General features: G+C 46.8%; 19 protein-coding genes. 9 read left to right on the plus strand and 10 right to left on the minus strand.

Annotated features, from left to right (window positions below; translation table 11 throughout):
• Positions 1 to 17: 17 nt before the first annotated feature.
• Positions 18 to 1,280 (plus strand): glutamate-5-semialdehyde dehydrogenase, encoded by a 1,263-nt coding sequence (locus E8M12_RS09360; RefSeq protein WP_136735879.1) that lies wholly within the window; start codon positions 18 to 20, stop codon positions 1,278 to 1,280.
• 40 nt (positions 1,281 to 1,320) lie between these two features.
• Here the strand turns inward: E8M12_RS09360 and cysK are convergent, their stop codons facing one another.
• A complete protein-coding gene (cysK, locus tag E8M12_RS09365; protein ID WP_136735880.1) occupies positions 1,321 to 2,796 on the minus strand; it encodes a cysteine synthase A in 1,476 nt (491 codons plus the stop codon).
• Positions 2,797 to 2,921: 125 nt separating this feature from the next.
• A complete protein-coding gene (ilvC, locus tag E8M12_RS09370; RefSeq protein WP_136735881.1) occupies positions 2,922 to 4,397 on the minus strand; it encodes a ketol-acid reductoisomerase in 1,476 nt (491 codons plus the stop codon).
• 165 nt (positions 4,398 to 4,562) lie between these two features.
• On the opposite strand from ilvC, the gene ilvY reads away from it, so the two are divergent.
• Positions 4,563 to 5,471, plus strand: a complete 909-nt coding sequence (gene ilvY, locus E8M12_RS09375; protein WP_136735882.1) for an HTH-type transcriptional activator IlvY — start codon at positions 4,563 to 4,565, stop codon at positions 5,469 to 5,471.
• A 500-nt stretch (positions 5,472 to 5,971) separates the two neighbouring features.
• On the opposite strand, the gene E8M12_RS09380 is transcribed toward ilvY, so the two are convergent.
• The gene (locus tag E8M12_RS09380) at positions 5,972 to 7,501 is read right to left on the minus strand and encodes a YifB family Mg chelatase-like AAA ATPase (protein WP_136735883.1); all 1,530 of its coding nucleotides are present in this window, start codon (positions 7,499 to 7,501) and stop codon (positions 5,972 to 5,974) included.
• 569 nt (positions 7,502 to 8,070) lie between these two features.
• Here E8M12_RS09380 and ilvG point away from each other — a divergent pair.
• From ilvG to ilvA, 5 genes are all read left to right on the plus strand, one after another.
• Positions 8,071 to 9,777, plus strand: coding sequence for an acetolactate synthase 2 catalytic subunit (gene ilvG, locus E8M12_RS09385; RefSeq protein ID WP_136735884.1), 1,707 nt, complete (start codon positions 8,071 to 8,073; stop codon positions 9,775 to 9,777).
• Between the two features lie 90 nt (positions 9,778 to 9,867).
• Positions 9,868 to 10,140, plus strand: coding sequence for an acetolactate synthase 2 small subunit (gene ilvM, locus E8M12_RS09390; protein WP_136735885.1), 273 nt, complete (start codon positions 9,868 to 9,870; stop codon positions 10,138 to 10,140).
• Positions 10,141 to 10,169: 29 nt separating this feature from the next.
• Positions 10,170 to 11,096, plus strand: a complete 927-nt coding sequence (locus tag E8M12_RS09395; protein ID WP_136735886.1) for a branched-chain amino acid transaminase — start codon at positions 10,170 to 10,172, stop codon at positions 11,094 to 11,096.
• 167 nt (positions 11,097 to 11,263) lie between these two features.
• Positions 11,264 to 13,123, plus strand: coding sequence for a dihydroxy-acid dehydratase (ilvD, locus tag E8M12_RS09400; RefSeq protein ID WP_136735887.1), 1,860 nt, complete (start codon positions 11,264 to 11,266; stop codon positions 13,121 to 13,123).
• 8 nt (positions 13,124 to 13,131) lie between these two features.
• Positions 13,132 to 14,700 (plus strand): threonine ammonia-lyase, biosynthetic, encoded by a 1,569-nt coding sequence (gene ilvA, locus E8M12_RS09405; protein ID WP_136735888.1) that lies wholly within the window; start codon positions 13,132 to 13,134, stop codon positions 14,698 to 14,700.
• Positions 14,701 to 14,871: 171 nt separating this feature from the next.
• Here ilvA and ubiK read toward each other — a convergent pair whose 3' ends face one another.
• Positions 14,872 to 15,135: a ubiquinone biosynthesis accessory factor UbiK gene (gene ubiK, locus E8M12_RS09410; protein WP_136735889.1), complete on the minus strand. Its 264-nt coding sequence runs from the start codon at positions 15,133 to 15,135 to the stop codon at positions 14,872 to 14,874.
• A 165-nt stretch (positions 15,136 to 15,300) separates the two neighbouring features.
• Between ubiK and rep the strand changes: the two genes are divergently transcribed.
• Positions 15,301 to 17,337 carry a DNA helicase Rep gene (gene rep / locus E8M12_RS09415; protein WP_136735890.1) on the plus strand — a complete coding sequence of 679 codons (2,037 nt, stop codon included), beginning with the start codon at positions 15,301 to 15,303 and terminating at the stop codon, positions 17,335 to 17,337.
• 115 nt (positions 17,338 to 17,452) lie between these two features.
• Here rep and E8M12_RS09420 read toward each other — a convergent pair whose 3' ends face one another.
• The 5 genes from E8M12_RS09420 to ftsY all read right to left on the minus strand — a co-directional run bounded on the left by E8M12_RS09420 (position 17,453) and on the right by ftsY (position 23,854).
• On the minus strand, positions 17,453 to 19,435 hold the full coding sequence (locus tag E8M12_RS09420; protein ID WP_169303096.1) for a putative bifunctional diguanylate cyclase/phosphodiesterase: 1,983 nt from the start codon (positions 19,433 to 19,435) through the stop codon (positions 17,453 to 17,455).
• Positions 19,436 to 19,815: 380 nt separating this feature from the next.
• On the minus strand, positions 19,816 to 20,682 hold the full coding sequence (rpoH, locus tag E8M12_RS09425; protein WP_136735892.1) for an RNA polymerase sigma factor RpoH: 867 nt from the start codon (positions 20,680 to 20,682) through the stop codon (positions 19,816 to 19,818).
• Positions 20,683 to 20,890: 208 nt separating this feature from the next.
• Complete coding sequence (ftsX, locus tag E8M12_RS09430; RefSeq protein ID WP_136735893.1) at positions 20,891 to 21,853, minus strand: permease-like cell division protein FtsX; 963 nt, start codon at positions 21,851 to 21,853, stop codon at positions 20,891 to 20,893.
• Positions 21,853 to 22,533 (minus strand): cell division ATP-binding protein FtsE, encoded by a 681-nt coding sequence (ftsE, locus tag E8M12_RS09435; RefSeq protein ID WP_136735894.1) that lies wholly within the window; start codon positions 22,531 to 22,533, stop codon positions 21,853 to 21,855. Before ftsE ends, ftsX begins: the two co-directional genes overlap by 1 nt.
• Before the next feature lie 58 nt (positions 22,534 to 22,591).
• Positions 22,592 to 23,854: a signal recognition particle-docking protein FtsY gene (gene ftsY / locus E8M12_RS09440; RefSeq protein ID WP_136735895.1), complete on the minus strand. Its 1,263-nt coding sequence runs from the start codon at positions 23,852 to 23,854 to the stop codon at positions 22,592 to 22,594.
• A gap of 252 nt (positions 23,855 to 24,106) precedes the next feature.
• On the opposite strand from ftsY, the gene rsmD reads away from it, so the two are divergent.
• The gene (rsmD, locus tag E8M12_RS09445; protein ID WP_136735896.1) at positions 24,107 to 24,733 is read left to right on the plus strand and encodes a 16S rRNA (guanine(966)-N(2))-methyltransferase RsmD; all 627 of its coding nucleotides are present in this window, start codon (positions 24,107 to 24,109) and stop codon (positions 24,731 to 24,733) included.
• Here rsmD and E8M12_RS09450 read toward each other — a convergent pair.
• Positions 24,730 to 24,945 (minus strand): dodecin, encoded by a 216-nt coding sequence (locus E8M12_RS09450; protein WP_136735897.1) that lies wholly within the window; start codon positions 24,943 to 24,945, stop codon positions 24,730 to 24,732. The two genes, rsmD and E8M12_RS09450, sit on opposite strands and share 4 nt — an antisense overlap.
• Between the last annotated feature and the right edge of the window lie 350 nt (positions 24,946 to 25,295).

The following is a 25,295-nucleotide window of genomic DNA, read 5'->3' on the forward strand; positions in this document are numbered from 1 at the left end:
AACCTGTGAGCACGATTATGAATGACGCTTCCCAATTTGATATCGCCAGTTTAGCCAAAAAAGCGCGTCAGGCGTGCCCGGTGGTTGCTCAGTTAACCACGACGCAAAAGAATAAAATATTAATGGCGATGGCCGCTAAAGTTCGCAATGAAAAAACCAGGTTGATCGCTGAAAATCAGTTAGATATCGACGCAGGTCGAGCCAAAGGATTAACTGATGCCATGCTAGATCGCTTGTTATTGACCGATGAACGAATTGAAGACATAGCCAGTGCGATTGAGGACATTGCGGCCCTGGCAGATCCGGTGGGCAGTGTCAGTGGCTTAAATAAGCGCCCTAATGGGATTGAAGTTGGCAAGATGCGTATTCCATTAGGGGTGATTGCTATGATCTATGAAGCCCGCCCCAACGTTACCGCTGAAGCCGCGGCGCTTTGTTTAAAATCCGGGAATGCAGTGATTTTACGGGGAGGCTCCGAAGCGGTTCACAGTAACCGGGCGATATCGGATTTATGGCATCAGGTGCTGCAGGATTTTTCGATACCGACAGAAATTATCACCATAGTCCCTAACACCGATCGCAGCGTTATCAGTGAATTACTTACTCTAAATAAGTACATTGATTTAGTTATCCCCCGCGGTGGTGAGGCTCTGATCCGTTACGTCAGCGATAATTCCCGCATTCCGGTCATTCAACATTACAAAGGGGTCTGTCACCTGTATATCGATAATGATGCGGATTTGGGCCAGGCAATTGAAATCCTGGTTAATGGTAAGACGCAGCGCCCAAGTGCCTGTAATGCCATCGAAACCTTGTTGGTGCATAGCGAAATTGCCGATACGTTTTTACCAAACGCAGCGCAGGCGCTGGCACCTTTTGGGGTGAAGGTTCATTGTTGTGAGAACAGTGCCACCTTCTTTGCCAATGCCCAACTCGCCACGGAAGACGACTATCATGCGGAATACCTGGCCCAGGAAGTTGCGGTCAGGGTAGTAGCGGATTTCGACCAGGCGATAAGCCACATCCAGACCTATAGTTCCGATCATACCGAAGTCATTGTTACCCAGAATTATCAGCGCGCACGGGAATTTGTTGGTCGTATCAACTCTTCGGTGGTGATGGTAAATGCTTCATCACGATTTTCCGATGGTGGTGAGCTCGGCCTCGGCTCTGAAATCGGCATCTCCACTTCACGGCTCCATGCCTATGGCCCCATGGGTTTGCAAGCACTCACAACAGAAAAGTTCATCGTTTTTGGTGATGGCCAGGTTCGTCGTTAACGTAGCGAATATTTTCCCTGTGTTTCGCCGTTATGGCTATCTAGCGGGCGTGGAGCCAGCTCGGTAGATAATCATAGGGATCTTTTTTGTTGTCGCCGCTCATGGTTTGATTGTGTTTGATACCAGCCTTTTCTAAAGTGGTTTCAAGGCTACCATCTTTCACTTTATCAAACAGCTCGGTGCATCCCCCGATAAATTCACCATTGACGAAAATCTGTGGAAACGTGTTGCAACCTGTTTTATGGCGTAGGGCAATTCGTAACTTACCGCCATGATTTTGTTCGGCAAAGGCGACACTGTCGAGATCGATACTTTTAAACGCAATATCATAATGATTCAGGGCATTTCGAACCGAATCACAAAACTCACACCATTGCAGGGCAAACATCACTACTTTCGGATCTGAACGATGAATGTAATCATCGATTTCTTTTACCATTTCGGGATCCGCTTGCTCCAGTGGTGCTTCGACGGTCGAGCCACCACCACTATCAAACCGATAGTTATCGGTTGATTTCGATATCGCCAATTCTTCCTCATTCATATCGGCATTAACATCGGCAAACAACTGGGTCGATAAATAGCGTTCACCGGTATCCGGCAGCATACAAAGGATATTACTGCCTTTGGCCACAAGCCGGGCCAGGTTGAGGGCACCGGCTAGCGTCGCGCCCCCGGAAATACCCACGAAAATGCCCTCCTTCTGCGCCAGCTCTTTGGCACAACGCAGTGAATCTTCGCCATCAATCGGCATAAAATTATCAATATGATTCGCCTCTAATGCCTGACTGGCGAGAGCGGGAATAAAATCCGGTGACCAGCCCTGCATCATATGGGGACGGAATTTTGGATGACTTTCATTTTCAGGCTGGCTAATGCCGCTGGCGAGGATTTGTGAATTATCTGGTTCACATACGATAATACGGGTGTTAGGACTGACTTCCTTAAGCTTGCGGGAAACACCATTTAAGGTACCGCCGGTACCAAAGCCGCTAACCCAGTAATCCAGATTCATGTCGCGAAAATCACGGAGAATTTCTTCGGCCGTGGTTCGATAATGAATCTCAGCATTGGCCGGATTTTCAAATTGGCGAGCCAAAAACCAACCATGCTTTTCGGCGAGTTCCGCCGCCTTGTTTACCATGCCAGAGCCTTTTAAATGCGCTGGTGTCAGAACCACTTTGGCACCGAGAAAACGCATCATTTTACGACGCTCAACACTGAAATTTTCTGCCATGGTTACCACTAATGGGTAGCCTTTTTGCGCGCATACCATGGCCAGGCCAATTCCGGTATTACCACTGGTCGCCTCGATTACCGTTTGTCCCGGTTTAAGCAAACCTCTTTTTTCTGCATCCTCAATAACGCCGAGTGCCAGTCGGTCTTTCACCGATGCCATCGGATTAAAGGATTCGACTTTAACAAACACATTAACGCCCGGCGGTGCCATCTTGTTAAGCCTTACGATGGGGGTGTTGCCAATGGTTTGCAGAATATTGTCATAGATGCCGGGCATGGTTCTTCCATAAATTTAGGAGCTTATGGAATTAATTGTAGACGTAAAAAAAGGATTAAATCCTACTTGGATTTAACCCTTTTTAAGTCAAAAGACGACAGCCTGCATAAAAAGCGTTCGTTCTATTAAAGCGCGATCTTCTTCATATCCGTCATATAACCGCGTAGGGTTTTACCTACCTGCTCCACGCTGTGGCTGCGAATCGATTCATTGACTTCAATCAAACGAACATTGTCCACCTGGTTGCTCTTATCCGCTAAACCTTCACCCAGATCCTGCAAGGATAACTGGTTAACGTAATCCTGTAACAGAGGTACTGCCGCATGGGAGAACAGATAGTTACCGTATTCTGCCGTATCTGAGATTACCACATTCATTTCATACAGTTTCTTACGGGCGATACAGTTGGCGATAAGTGGCGTCTCGTGCAACGACTCATAATAAGCCGACTCTTCGATAATACCCGCCGCTACCATGGTTTCAAACGCCAGCTCTACCCCGGCTTTCACCATAGCTACCAGGAAGATACCTTTGTCGTAATATTCCTGTTCACTGATTTGAACATCACATTCTGCTGCCTGTTCAAACGACGTTTTCGACGTCTGCTCACGCCAGGTTAACAGGTTGTCATCGCCATTAGCCCAGTCCTGCATCATGGTTTTTGAAAACTCACCTTCGATAATATCATCCATGTGCTTTTCAAATAATGGTCGCAAGATGGCTTTTAATTCCTCTGCCATCTCAAAGGCACGGATTTTTGCCGGATTCGACAGTCGATCCATCATGTTGGTAATACCGCCATGTTTTAAACCTTCAGTAACCGTCTCCCAGCCATATTGAATCAGTTTTGCCGCGTAGGCGCTATTCATGCCATTCGCGACCATTTGCTGGTGACCTAGAATCGCCCCAGTTTGTAACATCCCGCAGAGGATAGTTTGCTCACCCATCAGGTCAGATTTCACTTCGGCGATAAATGATGACTCAAGCACACCAGCACGATCGCCACCGGTGGCACTGGCATATGCTTTCGCTATGGTAAGGCCCTGGCCGTTCGGATCATTCTCCGGATGCACGGCGATCAGTGTCGGCACGCCAAAGCCGCGTTTGTATTCTTCACGAACCTCGGTACCCGGACACTTAGGCGCAACCATAATGACAGTAATGTCATCACGCACCTGCATGCCTTCCTCAACAATATTGAACCCATGGGAGTAAGATAGTGTCGCACCATGCTTCATCAACGGCATTACCGATTCAACCACATTGGTGTGCTGTTTATCCGGGGTCAGGTTTAACACCATATCGGCCTGAGGGATCAGCTCTTCATAGGTACCAACGGTAAAACCATTTTCCGTCGCCCATTGCCAGGACTGACGCTTCTCTTTAATTGCTGATTCACGCAGGGCATAGGAGATATCTAAACCGGAATCACGCATATTCAGCCCCTGGTTCAGGCCTTGAGCGCCACAACCAACGATAACGATCTTCCAACCTTTAATGGCATTACAGCCATCGCTGAATTCTTCACGTTTCATAAAACGGCATTTGCCCAATTGCGCTAATTTGTCACGCAAACTCAAGGTATTAAAATAATTGGCCACCTGGAACGACTCCTGTATCGGTATGAATTGCATCAATTTATGTATGGAAGCAAGGATAGTGGATAATCTATATTGCTTAAAATGATATATTTGCAATAATGTATTGCATATTATGCAACATTCAAAAGCGTCCGATTGTTAACAGCGCATAGGATAAGTTTCGCTATGGATATTAAGTCGTGCCAGGTGTTTGCTCATTTGGCGGAACATTTGCACTTTTCACAGACCGCCAGCACCTTCCATATGAGTCCGTCGACTTTAAGTCGCTGGGTTCAGCGTCTGGAGGTAGAACTCGATAGCCAGTTATTATATCGGGACAACCGCACGGTAGCGCTGACTCCATCCGGTGAGGTTTTTCATCAATACTGTAAAGCGCAAATCCTCGAATGGCAGAATCTCCAGGCTCGTATTCAACAACAGCAGGGAACGCTAAGCGGTACATTATCCCTGTATTGTTCAGTAACAGCAGCGTATTCGCACCTACCGGCAATGTTAGATAAATTTCGGGAAAAATATCCTCAGGTGGAAATTACCCTGGAAACCGGCAATGCCGCTGACGCGTTTCAGAAAGTGCATCAAAAAGATGTCGATCTTGCCATCGCCGCCCATGATGATAGCCTGCCAGCCAGTTGCTTCTTCCACCCTATCGCCAGCATCCCTGTCGCCATCATCGCCCCCACCATTCCATGTCATGTAACAAGCCTGCTCGAGCAATTTGCACAGCAACAGCACATCGACTGGCAATCCTTGCCGGTGATATTGCCGGATCATGGGCCAATACGCAGGCGCTTTGACCGTTGGTATCAACAACAAACCGGCGATGAGGTGAAGCAAAAGCCAAATATTTATGCCCGCGTCTCAGGTCATGAAGCCCTGGTATCTATGGTCGCGTTGGGATGTGGTATTGGTATTGCGCCACAGGTGGTGATTGATAACAGCCCGGTGCAAGACCGGATCCGGCCCCTGGTTACCGACCACCCGATACCGGATTTCACTTTAGGAGTTTGTGGACTAAGCAATCGAGCTACGCAGCCGTTATTGGAGGCATTTATCGACTGTCTGGAAAAGCAATAAACCACTAACCCTGCTTCTTTGTGCTAAACGAAGCAGGTTTTAGGTTTCGGGTCTCAAGTTTTAGGTTTCGGGTCTCAGGTTTCAGGTCTCGGATGGCGAACGGCCTTTGCTTTAAGCTAAGGTACGAGCACGCTGACAGGTCAGCTCCTGGCACACCAATAGCTCCGTAATAACCTGCCACATCTGGGAATCTATGCATAGTTATTAAGAAACAGATCCCCACTTACGTGAGGATGACGGGAAATTTTCAATGAAAAATTAGGTTTCAGGTTTCAGGTCTCGGGTGGCGAACGGCCTTTGCTTTAAGCTACGAGCACGCTGACAGGTCAGCTCCTGGCACACTGTATTCCTAACATGCAAAATCAAAGATTTTACGCCTAGATAAAGGCACCTATAGCTCCGTCATTTCCTGCTACGACAGGAAATCTCTAACTTAAAACAATTCCGAGTTCCCGGCCCAAGCTTGGATTGCTCAACCTTGCTGTCCGCGAACTAAGTGATTAACGTCGCAGGTTACTGGCCAGGTAATTCAATATCCGGTCCATGGCGCGATAAGATAAGGCTTCAGTCAAATGCAGTTTGTCTATCTGCGTTGCGCCCGCCATATCGGCGATTGTGCGGGCGATTTTCAACAGGTTATGGTGAACCCGGGTCGAGAGCCCGAGCTTTTCTACCGCCAGCTCGAAAAATTCGTGATTTTCCTCGGCCAGCGCACAGTACTGATTCAATTCTGCCGCCGTTAATCTGTGATTGGCTTTACCCTGACGATCGAGCTGCCGTTGCCGGCATTGGATCACCCGCTCTCTCACCACCTCACTAGTTTCCGCGGTTTCGGTATTGTTTCCTTTACGCCAATAGCCTTTCGGTAGCAGTGGCACTTCCATCTGCATATCAATGCGTTCCAGTAATGGACCTGACAGGCGGTTCAGGTATCGCATGACCTGCTCTGGTGTTGAACGGTTATCATTATAAAACCCTGTCGGTGAGGGGTTCATGGCGGCAATAAGCTGGAAATTGGCCGGATAGGTGGTCTTTTGTTTAACCCGGGAAATGGTAACCTCGCCGCTTTCCAACGGTTCCCGCAATACATCGAGAACTTTTCGGTCAAATTCGACCAGTTCATCCAGGAACAATACACCGTTATGAGCAAGGGTGATCTCGCCCGGTACCGGATAACTGCCCCCTCCCACCAAGGCCGCCGAGGAAGCGTTATGATGCGGCGCCCGAAAGGGACGCAATAACCAGTTATGATGATTTATTTGCTGCCCACTGATCGATCGCACCGCTGCGGTTTCCAGTGCTTGGGAAGGCTCCATATCCGGCAACAGAGTAACAAATCGCGAAGCCAGCATGGTTTTGCCGGTACCCGGCGGACCGATTAACAGCAGGTTATGGCCACCGCCTGCCGCAATCTCCAGGCCTCTTTTTGCGGCTCCCTGGCCAATGATATCGCTTAGATCAATCGCATGTTCTGCCTTTGACGCCTGTGGCTGACTGCTGGCAATCGGCGCGATAGGACTCAGCCCTTGAAAATGCGGGTAAAGTTGATTCAAATGCCGCAGCGGATAAATCCGTACCCCATCCACCCAGGCAGCCTGTTCACTATTACTTTCAGGTACAAATAATTCTCTCCCGGCGCGTGCACAATTCATCGCCAGCGAAATCTCACCCAGTATTGGCCTTAACTCGCCGGACAAAGAGAGTTCGCCAGAAAACTCACATCGCTGTGTATCAAACATTGGCAATTGTTGTGATGCCAACAATATTCCGATGGCTATAGGCAGGTCAAAGCGGCCTCCCTCTTTGGGCAAATCCGCTGGCGCCAGGTTCACCGTTAAACGACGATTGGGGAAGTCATAGCCGCAGTTTAGAATGGCCGATCGCACCCGGTCTTTCGATTCTTTAACTGTTGCTTCCGGCAGGCCAACAATATTAAATGCGGGTAAGCCGTTGGCAATGTGAACTTCGATATACACCTGCGGTGCTTCCAGGCCTATTCTGGCCCGGGATAACACGGTTGCAATCCCCATACCCCTCCCTCAAGGCTTTAGTTCAATAAAATCAGTTTGTTAGACAAACGCCTTACGATAGAAAAGAAAAATAGAGCAATTATTTTAAGTTTTTTCAAAAAAACGGTTGTGAGCTTTAAAACCCTGTGTTAAAAATACGTTACAAAATTGATAAGTTGTCTATAATTAATTGCTAGTAACAAGCTTGACAATTAATTGTACGCAAATAACTAACATTCGAAATTTAAGATGAACAAATTTTTTCTAATTCAGATTAACGTCCTCGTCGTGGTGATTATTAAATCATTGCGGGATTGTTGTTGAGTTAGATAAACACTAACACCATCAGCCCCCCGCTTCGAAAGAACCGGGGGGTTTGTTTTTTTAGGGTGCAGTGAAATAACGTGTTGTAGGAGTCGGGCTCCGGAGTCATCAGCAACTGAGATTTCATTGAATCGAACCGAAAAACGATTTTTAGCTTATAGCTTGCCGCTTAAAGCTTACAGCTACCAAACAAAATGAGCATACGAGTTTTGCTCTTAACTTATAGCTTGCCGCTTAAAGCTTACAGCTACTAAATAAGGTATCCCATGACAGGTGCAGAGTTACTGTTAAAAACATTGCAACAACACGGCGTGGATAGTCTGTTTGGCTATCCCGGTGGTGCGATTATGCCTGTCTATGACGCTTTGTATGACAGTCCAATCAAACATTTTCTCTGTCGCCACGAACAAGGTGCCGGTTTTGCTGCCGTTGGCTATTCCCGGGCCAGTAACAAGTTAGGCGTTTGTCTTGCAACCTCAGGTCCGGGGGCAACAAACCTGATCACTGCCATTGCCGATGCCTTCTCGGATTCCGTACCAATGTTAGCAATCACCGGTCAGGTTGCGAAAAAAGCCATGGGATCAGATGCGTTTCAGGAAGTTGATATTCTTGGCTTAAGCCTGGCCTGCACCAAATATTGTCATCAGGTGCAGTGTGCCCGTGAAATTCCTGAAGCCGTTACCCGGGCGATTAGCATTGCTTATCAAGGCCGTCACGGACCGGTATTGATCGATATCCCCAAAGATGTCCAGGTTCAGCAGCTTGATTGTGAACAAGCTGAGCAATTATTGTCAGATTCGACATTGAACCCGCAAACCGTTGCTCCTTCAAATCCGGTAATTTCCTTACCCGATCAGCAAAAGTTGCAGACTTTGTTAGAAGAGTCCCGGGCGCCGATTTTTTATGTCGGCGGCGGTGTTGGCATGGCCGACGCGGTAGCACAGTTGCGCGAACTCATGGCGGTCGTAAAGATTCCCAGTGTAACGACCTTAAAAGGTATTGGTGCCATCGATCCAGACACGGATTATTTTCTGGGCATGCTTGGTATGCATGGCAGCAAACCGGCAAACCTGGCCGTTCAGGAATCTGATTTGCTCATCGCACTCGGCGCACGTTTTGATGACCGGGTGACCGGCAAGCTCGCTGAATTTGCACCAAATGCCAAAGTCATTCAACTGGATATCGATAACTGTGAAATAAACAAACGTCGGGGCGTGGATTTAGCAATCGTTGCCGATTTAAAAGATTCAATGCCGATATTTAAGCAACTATTAATTGGCTTACGCCCCCGGTTACAGATTGAATCCTGGCAACAGCGCTGCCAGCAATGGTTAAGTAAATTTCCGTGGCGTTATGATCACCAGGGGCAAGGCATCTATGCGCCATGGGTGTTATCCGAATTAAGTAACATGTTATCTGCAAATGCGGTGACTACAACCGATGTCGGTCAACATCAGATGTGGGCGGCCCAGCATATGCGGATGCATGATCCGAAGAATTTCTTATCCAGCGGCGGCCTTGGCACCATGGGATTTGGTCTGCCAGCAGCAATAGGAGCACAGGTATCCAGACCAGAAGACTTGGTGATTGCAGTTTGCGGAGATGGCTCGTTAATGATGAATATTCAGGAACTATCGACGTTAAAGCGTTATCAGATTCCGGTAAAAATCGTGCTTATCGATAATGCCAGGTTAGGCATGGTTCGCCAGTGGCAGGAGTTGTTTTTTCAGGAGCGATACAGCGAAACCGACTTAAGCGATAATCCAGACTTTGTCGCACTGGCGATGGCTTTTGATATCAAGGCGAAACGAATTAACACCCGGCAGCAGGTTAACGCTGCACTTACTGAAATGCTCGCGCATCAAGGCCCTTATCTATTACAGGTACACATAGATGAGATGGAAAATGTCTGGCCTTTAGTACCACCTGAAACGGCCAATCATGGGATGTTGGAGGCTGGCAATGCAAAGTAGTCATCGCCTAGTCACTGCAGGAAAACAGCAGCAACACCCAGATTGGCGTGGTCAGGTCTTATTTGTTCCGTTTACCCTGGAGTGCCCGTAATGACCTTACATCATTTAAAAATTACCGCTTTCGATCACGTCATGGTTGTTGAGCGATTACTTCAGGTGACCCGTTACCGCGGATTTCGATTGTGCGGCTTATCCATGCTTCCGGCACAGCAGGATAATCTTTTGGACATTCAACTGTCAGTAGAAAGTGACAGATCGGTCGAAAATCTAACAAAGCAATTACTTAAAATAATCGACATTGAACAAATAAAAGTCGAAGATCAGGGCTTGCAGACATATCCAGTCAGTGAAGTATTAAACTGACCTCTCAATGAATATTTAGGAATAATAAAATGGCAAAAGTTAACGCTGATCAAATTTGGTTTAATGGTGAGTTAATGCCCTGGGCAAATGCTACGGTTCATGTGATGAGCCATGGCTTGCACTATGGTACCAGTGTCTTTGAAGGTATCCGTGCTTATAAAACTCATCGCGGTACCTGTATTTTCCGTTTGGAAGAGCACGTTGATCGTTTATTTGATTCTGCGAAAATCTATCGTTTGAATATTCCATTTACCCGCGAACAAGTGATGCAGGCCTGTAAAGACTCGGTCGCTGAAAACAATCTGGAATCCGCTTATTTACGTCCACTGGCATTCTTAGGTGATGTAGGCATGGGTTTACGTCCACCTGTTGATGCCGATGCTGAACTGATGATCGCAGCGTTTTCATGGGATGCATACTTAGGTGCCGATGCAATGGAAAAAGGCGTCGATGTTGGCGTTTCTTCCTGGAACCGGTTAGCCCCGAACACTATGCCTACGGGTGCAAAAGCTGGTGGTAACTATTTGTCTTCACAGCTGATTTCTAACGAAGCGGCTCGCCATGGTTATACCGAAGGTATTGCGTTAGACGTAAACAATTACGTCAGTGAAGGTGCCGGTCAAAACCTGTTTTTAGTACGTAAAGGCGTGCTTTATACACCACCTTCTACTTGTTCCATCTTACCTGGCTTAACCCGTGACACGATTATCACGTTAGCAAAAGAAATGGGCCTGGAAGTTCGTGAAGAACTCATTGCCCGCGAAGCACTGTATCTGGCTGATGAATTCTTTATGTGTGGCACGGCAACTGAAATCGTGCCGGTAAGCACCGTAGACGGTATCAAAGTTGGTAGTGGCACCCGCGGCGAAATCACCCGTAAAATTCAGGATGCGTTCTTTGGCATCTTCACTGGTGAAACGGAAGATAAATGGGGCTGGTTAGCTCCGGTAAAATAACTGGCGATTTAGCATCGTTGTAAACCCTTCCTGTCCCTCGTGACGGGCAGGGTTTGGTATTAATACATAAGCCATCGGTTTTTAGCCGCCAGTTTAAACTGCTGACTTTTCTGCGTCGCGCAGAGGTCGGCTGTTTTCTAAATTTAATGGTTTATTAAGGATGTATTATGCCGAAATTAAGGTCTGCAACTTCTACCCAGGGTCGTAACATGGCAGGTGCGCGTGCATTATGGCGCGCCACCGGCATGACCGATGATGACTTTGGTAAGCCGATTATTGCAGTCGTCAATTCATTTACCCAGTTTGTGCCCGGTCACGTGCATCTTAAGGACATGGGACAGCTGGTTGCTGGTGCCATCGAAGAAGCAGGTGGCGTGGCGAAAGAATTCAATTCTATTGCCGTCGATGACGGTATTGCCATGGGTCACTCTGGCATGCTTTACTCCTTGCCTTCTCGCGAGTTGATCGCCGATTCCGTTGAATATATGATAAATGCTCATTGTGTGGACGCGATGGTATGTATCTCCAACTGCGACAAAATCACTCCGGGCATGTTAATGGCGGCATTGCGCTTGAATATTCCGGTGGTATTCGTATCCGGTGGACCAATGGAAGCGGGAAAAACCAAGCTTTCCGATCAAATCATCAAACTCGATCTGGTTGATGCTATGATTCAGGGTGCAGATCCTAACGTCTCCGATGAGCAAGCGGCGCAGGTTGAACGTTCTGCCTGTCCTACCTGTGGTAGCTGCTCTGGCATGTTTACCGCTAATTCAATGAACTGCCTGGCGGAGGCCCTGGGCCTGGCGCAACCAGGCAATGGCTCGATGTTGGCGACCCACGCCGACCGTGAGCAACTATTTCTATCCGCCGGCAGGCGCGTGGTGGAATTAGCCCGTCGTTATTATCAGGATGATGACGAGACTGCCCTGCCCCGCTCAATTGCGACCAAAGCAGCCTTTGAAAATGCCATGTGCCTGGATATTGCCATGGGTGGTTCCACCAATACCGTATTACATTTATTAGCCGCAGCCCAGGAAGCACAAGTGGACTTTACCATGGCGGATATCGACCGCTTATCCCGGCATGTTCCGCATCTTTGTAAAGTGGCACCATCGACGCAGCAATATCATATGGAAGATGTGCATCGCGCCGGTGGGGTAATGGCAATACTGGGTGAACTGAGCCGAGCTGATTTGCTGGATTTAACCGTGACTAATGTGCTCGGCGTTTCCCTGGAAAAATTGTTGGCACAGTATGACATTAAGCAAACCCGCGATGGGTCGGTAAAAGAATTTTTCCGCGCCGGACCTGCCGGCATTCGTACCACCAAGGCATTCAGTCAGGACTGTCGTTATCCAACCCTAGATGATGATCGCGAGCAGGGGTGTATTCGCTCTAAAGACCATGCATTTTCCCAGGATGGTGGTTTAGCGGTATTGTTCGGAAATATTGCGGAACATGGTTGCATTGTAAAGACCGCGGGTGTTGCCCAGGAGAACTTAGTGTTTAACGGCAAGGCGCGGATTTTTGAATCCCAGGATGCAGCAGTCGAAGGCATCTTAGGCGGTAAAGTTGTCGAAGGCGATGTTGTCGTGATTCGTTACGAAGGACCTAAAGGCGGGCCGGGAATGCAGGAAATGCTCTACCCGACGACTTATCTAAAATCCATGGGCTTGGGCACCAAATGCGCCCTAATTACCGATGGCAGGTTCTCAGGTGGAACGTCAGGATTGTCAATTGGTCATGTTTCACCAGAAGCGGCTTCTGGTGGAGTCATCGCCTTGATTGAAGATGGCGACGGTATTGATATTGATATTCCGAGCCGCAAGATCGAGCTATTGATCAGCGATGAGGAATTGACACATCGTCGCGAAGCAATGCAAGGCCGAGGCGATAAAGCCTGGAAACCCGTCGATCGCCAGCGTCCGATCAGCTATGCATTAAAAACCTATGCCATGTTGGCGACAAGCGCCGACAAAGGTGCAGTCAGAAATAACGAATTACTCGATAAATATCAGTCATAGAGGACGCCATGGTAGCTCAGCAAACAAAGTTATCTGCAGAAAATAAGGAACAGGATCTGGCGCTAGCTTACTTGCGTCGGATTATGATGGCACCTGTCTATGACATCGCCAGGGAAACGGATTTAAGTTATCTGCCGAAGATTTCTGCGCAGCTGAATAATCAGGTGTTTTTAAAGCGTGAAGACCAGCAGCCGGTTCATTCATTTAAGCTCAGGGGTGCCTACAACAAGCTGCAAGGACTGACAGATGAGCAACGTAAAAATGGCGTCATTGCTGCGTCTGCCGGTAATCATGCCCAGGGCCTGGCGCTGGCGGCAAAGAGTTTAGGCGTTAACGCCACCATTGTGATGCCAATCACCACACCCGAGATCAAGGTGAACAATGTGCGGCATTATGGCGCCGAGGTGCGACTCATTGGTAAGAGCTTTAATGAGGCACAACAGGCTGCAATCGAGTTTGTAGAGAGCGAACAAAAAACCTTTATCCCACCGTTTGATGATCCGGATGTTATCGTCGGACAAGGCACCGTAGGTAAGGAAATTCTGCAGCAGCTTGCGGATGTCGATGTTATTTTTGTTCCTTGTGGCGGAGGCGGATTACTTGCCGGTATCGCCGTTTATGTAAAACAAATCGCGCCAAATGTGAAAGTCATTGGTGTTGAAGCAGAAGATTCAGCCTGTTTAAAAGCAGCAATGGATGCCGGTAAGCCAGTGGATTTAGACAATGTCGGTTTATTTGCAGATGGCGTTGCGGTAAAACGTATCGGCGAGCACACCTTTGATTTAATCTACAAATATTGTGACGAGGTGATCACCGTCAGTTCGGATGAAATTTGTGCGGCGATCAAAGAAACCTTCGAGCAAACCCGAGTGATTGCCGAACCCGCTGGTGCTCTGTCACTGGCCGGCATCAACAAATATGTGAAAACCTCAAAAGGTAATGAAAAGCTGGTCGCTATTTTATCCGGTGCCAATATGAATTTTCATAGCCTGCGTTATGTTTCCGAGCGTTGCGAGCTGGGTGAACAAAAAGAAGCAGTATTTTCCGTTACCATTCCTGAACAAAAAGGTAGTTTTCGTCAGTTCTGTCAGACCTTAGGTGGTCGGGCGATTACCGAGTTCAATTACCGTTATTCTGATGCCAACAAGGCAAATATCTTTGTCGGTATCCGTTTGTCTCATGGTGCCCAGGAACGCCAAGAGCTGGTAAATATTCTCGAATCCAGCGGTTATCAGGTACAGGACCTTACTGATAATGAACTGGCAAAACTGCATGTTCGCTACATGATAGGTGGAGCCAGCAAACCTATGGTCAAAGAGAGACTATTTCGATTTGAGTTCCCGGAATACCCAGGCGCATTAGAAAACTTTCTTAATACTTTAGGCGAGCTTTGGAATATTACCTTGTTCCATTATCGTAATCATGGCGCCGCATTTGGTCAGGTGTTGGCGGGCTTTGAAGTTGCCGAAGACGAGCAGGCAGAATTCTTTGCCCACCTGCAGGCCCTCGGTTACGAATGGCATGAAGAAACGGAAAATCCGGCGTACCAAGCGTTTCTAAGCCAGAAAAGCGAATAAACAGGTTACAAAAAAAGCCGGTATTTATTCCGGCTTTTTTATACCTGCATGGATGCTGGTAAATTGATTATGTCTGACGTTACAAGGACGTAATTTAGTAGAGCAATGCAGGGAGCAAATGCCGAGAACACTCAATGGATTCTCGCCAGAGCTTGTAAAAATTGCCTGGCGCTATTCACTGTCTGTTTTATCTGCAAGCAAGGCTTCCAGTTCGGCCAGTTTCGCTTCCATTGCATCCAGTTTGGCGCGGGTTTTTGCCAGTACCTGAGTCTGTACATCAAACTCTTCGCGAGTGACCACATCCAGCTGCGCCAGTTTGCGTTGCAACACCTCTTTAGTTTTCGCTTCTATATCGGTGGCGACGTTTTTCACGCCCGGTGGAATCGATTCAGTGATCTGTTTGGCAATTTCTTCAATTTTCTTTGGATTTATCATAAAGCTCTCGCAATATTTTTTAAGCCGTTAATGTGTTCATATCCTAGCAGTTATAAGCCTATTAGCGTAGTGATTACGTCCTATTTGTTCACTTCAGTCTTTCGACAGCGTTATTAATTGGGTAAAATTGCCTGCATTCAACTTATCTGATCAAATAATACATTAATGAAGCTCAACCCTCGTCAAAATGAAGCAAAGAACTACGTCAGTGGTCCGTGCCTGGTGCTTGCCGGAGCGGGATCAGGAAAGACGGGGGTGATCTGTCAGAAAATTTCCTATTTGATTCAGGAGTGCGGTTATAAAGCTCGTAATATTGCCGCGGTTACCTTTACCAATAAAGCGGCCCGGGAAATGAAAGAACGGGTCAGCAAAATGCTGGGCCGGGACCTGACCCGGGGCCTGATGGTGTCGACCTTCCACTCTCTCGGTCTGGATATCGTGCGTCGTGAATTGAAAACGTTGGGCTTTAAGCCGGGCTTCACCTTGTTTGATGATCAGGACACCCTGGCGCTATTAAAAGAGCTGACCGAAAAGCAGCTGGATGGTGATAAAGAGCTACTTTCAAGGCTACAGAATAGCATTTCCAACTGGAAAAATGACCTGCTGCTACCGGATGCAGCGATAAAGCAGGCGAAAGGGGAAGAAGCCTCATTGTTTGCGCATTTTTACAAAGAATATCATCAGCATATGCGAGCGTTTAATGCGCTGGATTTTGATGATTTGATTCTTATACCAACATTATTACTGCGCAACTTTGAAGAAGTGCGCCTGCGCTGGCAGAAGAAGATTCAATATCTGTTGGTTGATGAGTATCAGGATACCAATGCCAGTCAGTATGAGATGGTAAAATTACTTGCCGGTGAGCGTGCACGGTTCACTGTGGTTGGCGATGACGATCAGTCGATTTACTCCTGGCGCGGCGCAAAACCACAAAACCTTGTGCTGTTGGGTAAGGACTTCCCGCAGTTAAAACTTATCAAGCTCGAACAAAACTATCGTTCATCAGGACGTATCCTGAAATGCGCTAATATTCTCATTGCCAATAATCCGCACGTTTACGATAAACAGCTGTTTTCTGAGCTGCAATACGGTACCGAGCTCAGGGTGATTCGCACCAAAAATGAAGATCATGAAGCGGAGCGGGTAGCTGGTGAATTATTGGGTCACCGCTTTTTGAATAAAAGTCAGTTTAAGGATTACGCGATTCTGTATCGTGGTAACCATCAGTCGCGGCTGATTGAAAAAGTTTTAATGCAAAACCGCATTCCTTACAAAATCAGTGGCGGCACGTCTTTTTTCTCCCGTTCAGAGATTAAAGATATCATGGCCTATCTGCGCTTGCTGGTTAATCCTGATGACGATAATGCCTTTTTACGGGTAGTCAATGTACCGCGCCGGGAAATTGGTCCAGCAACCCTGGAAAAATTAGGTACCTATGCCAATATGCGGCAAATTAGTATGTTTGCGGCAAGTTTCGAACTTGGCCTGGAACAGCATTTAACCGGACGAGGCCTGGCTAATGTGCAGCGCTTCACCCGGATGATGGTGGAAACCGAAGATAATGCCATGCGTGGCGATACCTCAGCGGTGTTGCGAAAGTTTATCCAGACCATTAATTATGAAGACTGGTTATACGACACGTCACCTAGCGCCAAAGCTGCAGAGATGCGGATGAAAAATGTGACCCAGTTATTTTCCTGGGTGACCGACATGCTGGAAGGCACGGATATGGACGAGCCGATGACCTTACCTCAGGTGGTTACTCGCCTGACATTGCGTGACATGATGGAGCGTAATGAGGAAGAAGAAGAAGCAGATCAGGTACAACTGATGACCTTGCACGCTTCCAAAGGGCTGGAATTTCCTTACGTCTACCTTATTGGCATGGAAGAAGGCATGTTGCCGCACCAGACAAGTATTGATGAAGACAACGTTGAAGAAGAACGCCGTCTAGCCTATGTAGGCGTTACCCGCGCTCAGCGGGAGCTTATCTTTACCTATGCCAAAGAACGTCGCCAGTTTGGCGAATTGATTCAGACCGAGCCATCGAGATTTTTATATGAAATGCCGCAGGATGATCTTGTCTGGGACCAAGGTGGTGAGAAACGTCAGTCGGCAGAAGAAAAACAACGTAAAGGCCAGGCAGGTGTTGCCGGGCTGCGAGCCATGCTTGCGGCGAAAAAGGCCGAAACGAATAATTAATACGGCTTTTACAAATTGACGCCGATTAAGGGATTTTGGGTGATATTGCAGGTTAAGAAGTAGTAGCTGTTGCCCAATATCTCTGAAACCTGAAACCTAAACGCTTAGGTTTAGTCTAGGCACAATCAATGACATCGTCATCGCCGTTGTCATCTACATCCTCGGATAAATCAGCCGCTTGTGGACGGGAAATGAAATAGCCCTGGGCATAATCACAACCGGCCTGTTTGACCAGCTCAAGCTGTGCCTGAGTTTCCACGCCTTCGGCGACCAGGCGGAATCCAAAGCTGTCACCCAATTCATGTAAACTTCTGGCCAGGGTTAAGTTGCGCTCATTATTTTTAAGTGACTTAACAAATGACTGGTGCAACTTGATAAATGCGAAAGGGTAATTACTCAGGTAATTCAATGACGATAAGCCATAACCATAATCATCCAGCGCAAGTTTTACTCCCGCTGACTTGAGCATTTTCAGAGCCTGTAAGGATTGTTCCGGACTCTGCACGAATGCCCTTTCATTGAACTCAAGAATCAACCGCTCTGGTTGCAGGAAATGCTTATGAATAATACCGATAAGCTGATTCACCTGATTCTTTTGCTGTAGTTGTCTTGGCGATAAATTCACGCTGACAAAAGTGTTCGGATAATCGCCCTGCTGGTCCCAGCTTTGCAGCTGTTTGGCAACCGTCGCCAATACCCAGCACTCAATATCAATGATTAAACCGGATTCTTCCGCGACTTCTAGAAAATCTCCGGGGCTTAGCAAGCCTCGCTGTGGATGCTGCCACCTTAATAAAGTTTCAAACCCCAGGGTTTCTCCCTGTTCAATTTTCTCACTATGCAAATCGGTGATTTTCTGGAAGTGCAGGACAAATTGCTCTTCTCTCAAAGCTTTGCGTAATTCATGCTCAAGGTTGAGATTTGCCATTAATTGCTGACGCATGGAATCATCGAAGAAGATAAATCGGCCCTTTCCGAGCGCTTTCGCCTGATACATGGCAGCATCTGCATCTCTTAACACTTGCGCAGCATTTTCATAGTGACGATCACAGACAGTAATGCCAATGCTGGCGCTGGAATAAAGCTCCTGCCCGTCAATAACAAAGGGTTTTTCAATGGTTTCAATGATCCGCAGGGCGATATCTTCAGCGTCTTCATGTTGCACCAGAGTATCAAGCAAAATGACGAATTCATCGCCTCCGAGTCGAGCCAGAATATCGTTGCCACGAATGCAATCGGCAATGCGTTCAGAGATTTCAACTAACAACAGATCGCCAATATGATGTCCCAATGTGTCATTGATAACTTTGAAACGATCGAGATCAATGAACAGCACCGCAAAACGATGATCTGGATGGCGCTTCACATGCTTCAGTGAATGCTCGAGCCGCTCGGAGAACATCGCACGGTTGGGCAATTTAGTCAGGGTATCGTGATGAGCGGCAAAGTACAGCTGTTGTTCAATCTCACGTCGCTCTTCAACCTGTTTACGCAAGCGTAAGTTTTTTTGCTGTAAATCGGCGGTTCGCTCACCGATTATCTGATTAATATCCTGCGAATAGGCTTTGAGCTGGTTTAATGCATGATGTCGTTGAATACAGGCGGAAATCTGACTGGCGATGTAGCGGATTAACTGCAAATCGGCAAGGCAGTTTTTGCTTTGACTGGCAAAGCCCTTTATCGCCACCAATCCAAACGCCTTTTCCGCCATAGTCAAAGGGGCAATTAACCATACATCAACGAGCTTGGTGTGATCGTTCCGCACTGGAAACGGTCGCTTTATCAGTTCATTTTCGTTTTCGAGAATGACTATCTGGTCGTGATTCAGGTAAATCGGTTTTGCCGTTGCTGCAACGAAGTCGAGGATATCCGCATTTAGCTGAGGTTTGATGGGTGCGCAAAAAAGTTCGTTAATGAAGTAGGGATCACGGCCACTATTGTCAAAATGCTCAATGTAAAGATTGTCGGCCGGAAAATAGCGTTGAATGATTTTTTGCAGCTTGTTGTAAAAGCAAACCAAGTCCGTCTCGGTACTGCAAAGTTCCGATAATTTTAACAGGCCGGTTTGGATCGTTTTAATATTCTTATATTTTTTCAAAAGCGACCGCAGCTTAGGTACTGTTCGGGAGGTATCCATAACTGGCCCCGTATTGATCAGTTTGTTTCCTCTCGAATCCATGAAAGGCACCCTAAAAAATCACGTTAGATCAACAAGTTTATCAGAGTTTTTGTTGATTAACAGAAATATTTGTCTGATTTTTGTGCACTTAAACCGTCTGAAAAACATACTAAAAACCTCGTACCAACATACGAATATTATCGTCTAGAGTTTGACTCCATATATGGTTGCTCAGTCGAGGTTGAGGCAAGGATAATGGGAACGGGGAAAGGAATCTGGATTGACCGCCAACAAAGTTTACAAACAAAAAAGCCAGAGGATACTCTGGCTTTTCATCAAAATCTTCAGCGCTAGTTTACTCAGATATCGGTGATACCCAGCTTAAGCTTGTTAAGGGCGTTTTTCTCAAGTTGACGAACCCGTTCAGCCGAGATGTCATAAGTTTGAGCTAAATCCTGAAGTGTTGCTTTGTCTTCGTCCAGCCAGCGCGCTTTAATGATATGCTGGCTGCGATCATCCAGTGACGACAGCGCTTCAACTAGCTGGCTGTTAACATGATCATCCCAGTTGTCAGACTCAACCTGAGTCGATAACTCGGACGATTTATCTTCCAGATACTGAGCTGGCGCGAAGTGTGTTGCACTACCGCTATCATCGTCAGAGTCTGTCATGTCAAACGCCTGGTCACTGTTAGCCATTCGAGATTCCATTTCGATCACATCTTTACTGGTAACACCCAGTGTTTCAGCGACGGTGTTAATCTCTTCCTGGTTGAACCACCCCAAGCGCTTTTTGTTCTTGCGTAAATTGAAGAACAGCTTTCGTTGCGCCTTGGTTGTAGCAATTTTCACGATACGCCAGTTGCGTAAAACAAATTCGTGAATTTCCGCTTTAATCCAATGAACCGCAAATGAAACCAGGCGAACACCAACATCAGGATTGAAGCGTTTTACTGCTTTCATCAAACCTACGTTTCCTTCCTGGATCAGATCAGCCTGAGCTAAGCCATAACCGGAGTAACCTTTGGCAATATGGATCACGAATCGTAGATGAGACATGATCAGCTCCTGAGCCGCGTTTAAATCATCTTCATGATAAAGTCGCGATGCCAGTTCTTGCTCACGTTCGGCACTGAGCATAGGAATACTGTAAGCAGATTGCACGTACGCTTCGATGCTACCACTCTGGGGAACAGTCAATGCCATTGATTGCATAGTATTACTCATTCAATACCTCGTTATTAGATGGATTTTGGATACTAACACAGCTTTTTCAAGATCGCTAACCCAAAAAACCGGATTCAAAGTTCAAAAAAATTGAACATTCTATAATGAAATATAACTGGTTGATTAATATGATTTATATCTAGTTTAGTATAGCCTGATTGCTATTTTTTCAAGGGAGGATTTTCATTTCCACCCTGACTTTGACCGCTTAATCGGCGTTTGGTTCAATACTTCTTATATGTTTGCGGACCGATATAAAGCTGCCCATAAGACCCAGGAATACCGCAATAGACAATAACAGCCCCAATTCAGGAAGGTTCAGGCCCTGCATATAAAATTGATTTTCATACAGCTGTGCCAAATCACTGATGGCAGCACCGAGGAACTTACCTAAAAAGCTCACGGTAATACTGGCAAACAACCCACCAAGGACACCATACCAAAAGCCGGTAAATAAATAGGGACGTTGAATAAATCCGTCTGTCGCACCGACCAGTTTCATTACTGCAATGGCGTCTTTTTGATTCAATATCGCCAGGCGAATTGTATTGCCGATGATTAATACCACAGAAAAACTGAGTAACGCAGCCAGGGCAAACACGATATCTTTAATCAAGACCATAATCGCCTGTAAGCGGGTTAACCACTCTACATCCAGTTTGCCTTGCTCAACTTCACGCTCGCCCTGTATTTTTTCTAACAGGGCTTTAGCAGCCATTGGCTGCGAATGGCGCTGCGTCGGCGTTACCAGCAAGGTTATCGGCAATGGATTTGAATCAAGATACGCTAATGCATTACCAAATCCCGACAGCTGTTTAAATTGCTCTAATGCGTCGTCTGCTGAGATATAGCGCACCTGCTGCACTTCCGGATATAGTTTAATGCGCTGCAGCAGATTTTGAGCGCTGGCTTCTGTTACCGAGCTTTTCAGAAAAACAGAGATTTCCGCCGCCGTTTGCCATTGAGCACTGACTCGCTCTGCATTCTTGCTAAATAAATGCAGGGTCGCCGGGAGCGCAAGGCTAATGCCAAGAACGAGAATCGTCATTAATGATGCCATCGGCGTGCGCCACAGATCATGAAATGATGCAACAAACTGTTGTCCTAGATGCACAGGAGACATCACTCGAGTCAGCAGGGACGGCTTTTTTTGCTTGCTATTACTGTTCATTACACTGCCTCAGCATGGGCCAGACCATCGGTAATCATCTGCCCCTGTTTCAGAGTCAGGGTGCGGTATTTCATTCTCGCGATTAAGCCCAGATCATGGGTTGCGATCAGAACACAGACACCAACCGCATTAAAATCTTCGAACAACTGAATGATATCCAACGATAACTTTGGATCAAGATTACCGGTTGGCTCATCGGCAAGGATAATGGGTGGTTTGTTGACGATTGCCCGGGCAATTCCAACTCGTTGCTGTTCGCCACCTGACAACATATAAGGCAGGCACTTCACTTTCGTGGCAAGGCCAACCTTATCGAGGGCCGCTTCTACCCGCTTACGAATCTGGCGGGAGCTTAAGCCTTCGATAACCAGGGGCAAAGCGACATTATCAAATACCGTGCGATCCATTAGCAGGTTATGATTCTGAAAGATCATGCCGATGTTTCGGCGCACAAATGGTATCTGGGAGTAGCGTATCTTACTTAACTCATTGTTATCAATGATGACCTGACCGGATGTTGGTTTTTCCATCAGGGTAATCAACTTCAAAAGCGTACTTTTTCCGGCTCCTGAGTGACCGGTCAAAAACGCCATTTCCCCGGCTTCCAAAGAAAAATTAATACCTTTTAAGGCCTGAAAACCGCCAGGGTAAGTCTTATTTACGTTTTTAAACTGTATCATCGACGACTATTGTTCTTATTGTTCAGTTGCTACTCAGTGCTTTAGACTATCACGAGCACTATTTTTCGAACAGTGCTTCAATAAAGTCTTTGGCATCAAATTGTCGCAAGTCATCGATACCTTCGCCAACTCCAAGATACTTAATTGGAATCTTGAATTTGTCAGCTACGGCAAAAATAACGCCACCTTTAGCCGTGCCATCAAGCTTAGTCACCGCCAGTGACGTCAGGCCAACCGCATCATCAAATAGCTGCGTCTGACTTATCGCATTCTGGCCTGTACCGGCATCAATGGTTAGCATAATTTCATGGGGCGCGTCGGCATCTATCTTTTTCATTACCCGCACGACTTTTTTCAGCTCTTCCATCAAATGGGCTTTATTTTGTAGCCGCCCAGCGGTATCAGCGATGAGAATGTCGACATTTTTGCTTTTTGCTGAATTCAATGCATCAAAAATCACGGATGCGCTATCGGCTCCAGTATGCTGGGCAACAACCTGAATATCATTTCGCTCGCCCCAAACTTGTAATTGTTCAACCGCTGCAGCACGAAAGGTATCCCCCGCTGCCAACATGACTGACTTGCCCTGGGCTTGAAACTGTTTAGCCAGTTTACCTATGGTCGTGGTTTTACCAACGCCGTTGACACCCACCATCAGGATCACTCTAGGTCCGCTAACAGCCGGTTCCTCCGTCGATGTTACACCATCGAGCACCTGATGCAGTTCCTGCTTTAACAGCTCGTACAGAGCTTCGGCATCTTTTAACTGGCTTCGGCTGGCCGCCTGGGTTAATGAATCGATGATTTTCGTCGTGGTTTCAACACCAACGTCAGCAAGAAGCAGTTGGGTTTCCAATTCTTCAAATAACTCATCATCGATTTTCTTATCACGAAACAGATCAAATAAGCCGCTACCAATATTCTGCCGGGTTTTGGTTAAGCCAGATTTCAGTCGTTGGAAAAAACCAAGTTTTTGACTTTCACCTGCAGGTGCCCTGTTATCGTCCTCGGGTATTGACTGCTCTTCTGTATCGAACTTTTCTTGTTCAGCTTGCTGGACCTGTTCGGATTCCAAATCAAGTTCGGAATCTTCTTTTTGCTCTGATACTTGCGACTCATCTTGCGGAGTTACTGAAGAAACTTCTGCCGCCTCACTTTCCTGAATTCCTGCGTCTTGATTTTCTTGCTCGACGTGCTGCTGTAACTGCTCGTCAGATGCGTCATTTCCCCGGTCCGGGACCTGAGCTTCGGTCTCAATTTTTGAATCTGCAGTCTCTTCTGACTTTTTAAACCAGGAAAATAAGCCTTTCTTTTTAGCCATAATAAATAAGTTACACTTGATGATCGTTAAATTAGGTGCTGGCAGGCATTGGTAAAGAGGTCAATCAAGGATAAAATTGTGTTTTGAATACAACCAGCTTTTCCTGATAAACCTGCGCCTGAAATTAAGGTCAGTATAGTAGCATCTCCGCCGGTGTTTAAAAACCTGAAGAGGCTAAAATCCGCGCATATATCAGGCGCAGGCAGGATTCCCTGTCACAACGCGGACAGATACAGTTAATGAGATAAAACAATGGCATCGCAAAAACCTACTCAACGAAATCACAGGCACAAAGACAAACCTCAAAGCAAAAACCAGCAGGCAAAGGCTGCTGGGCAGGTACGTGTTATTGCCGGTAAATATCGAGGTAGAAAGCTTCCCGTTATCGATGCCCAGGGATTACGCCCTACCACAGACCGAATCAAAGAAACCGTATTTAACTGGTTAATGCCCTATGTTGCTAATGCCGTCTGCCTCGATAGCTGTGCAGGCTCTGGCAGCCTCGGGTTTGAAGCGCTTTCCCGTGGCGCTCAACATGTGACATTTGTGGAATTAGAAAAGCTCGCAGCAAAGCAGATAAAAGACAATATAAAGCGCTTACAGGATGAGAATAGTGAAGTATTAAATCAGACTATCCTCAACTTAGCATCTAACAGATGTTTTGATCTTGTATTTATTGACCCACCTTTTAATAAGGGTCTGGCAAGTGATATATCTAATTACCTGGAACATATGGGCTTATTAACGCCAGATGCAATCATCTATGTAGAGACGGAGACTCAGTTCGATTCGGCCAAACTTCCAGATAACTGGCAACTTATTAAAGAGAAATCGGCTGGCCAGGTCATGTCGAGACTTTTCCTGAGACACGAAAACTAACTGTATTGAATTCTAAAGCCCACTTTTATCGTGACCTGATAGTGGGCTACCTTTCCATCGACTATATGGCCACGGGTCTCCACCACCTCAAACCAATTCATATTACGAATCGTTTTCGACGCTTCATCTAACGCATTCTCTATCGCCTCTTCGATACTGTTCGGCGAGGATCCGACAAGTTCTACTTTTTTATAAGTGTGATGAGAAGTCATATGCCACCTGTTGGTAGGGTATTTAACTGCAAGTATAGACGGGAAACGTCGTCTCGTTGAGGCTGAAGATCATCTTAAGGGTGAGGACTGCGTCGCTGAGGACGTTGTCGGTGACGACCATGTCGGCGAGGACTGCGTCGAAATACACTTACCATTTGCTTTTCTGAGATATCCTGTCGTAGCAGGATATGACGGTTAAAGGTGTTCTCAGTAAACAATGATTGGCTACATTGAGTAAAAAACGGAATTAATTGAATTTTTGCTCTTACGACGGAGTCCTCAGCGACAACGTCCTCACCGAAAGAAATACCTTTCTTTCCTCACCGACGTAGTCTCCCGCAAACGCAAAA

The sequence above is a fragment of the Thalassotalea mangrovi genome (assembly GCF_005116735.1).
GTDB classification, from domain to species: Bacteria; Pseudomonadota; Gammaproteobacteria; order Enterobacterales; family Alteromonadaceae; genus Thalassotalea_A; species Thalassotalea_A mangrovi.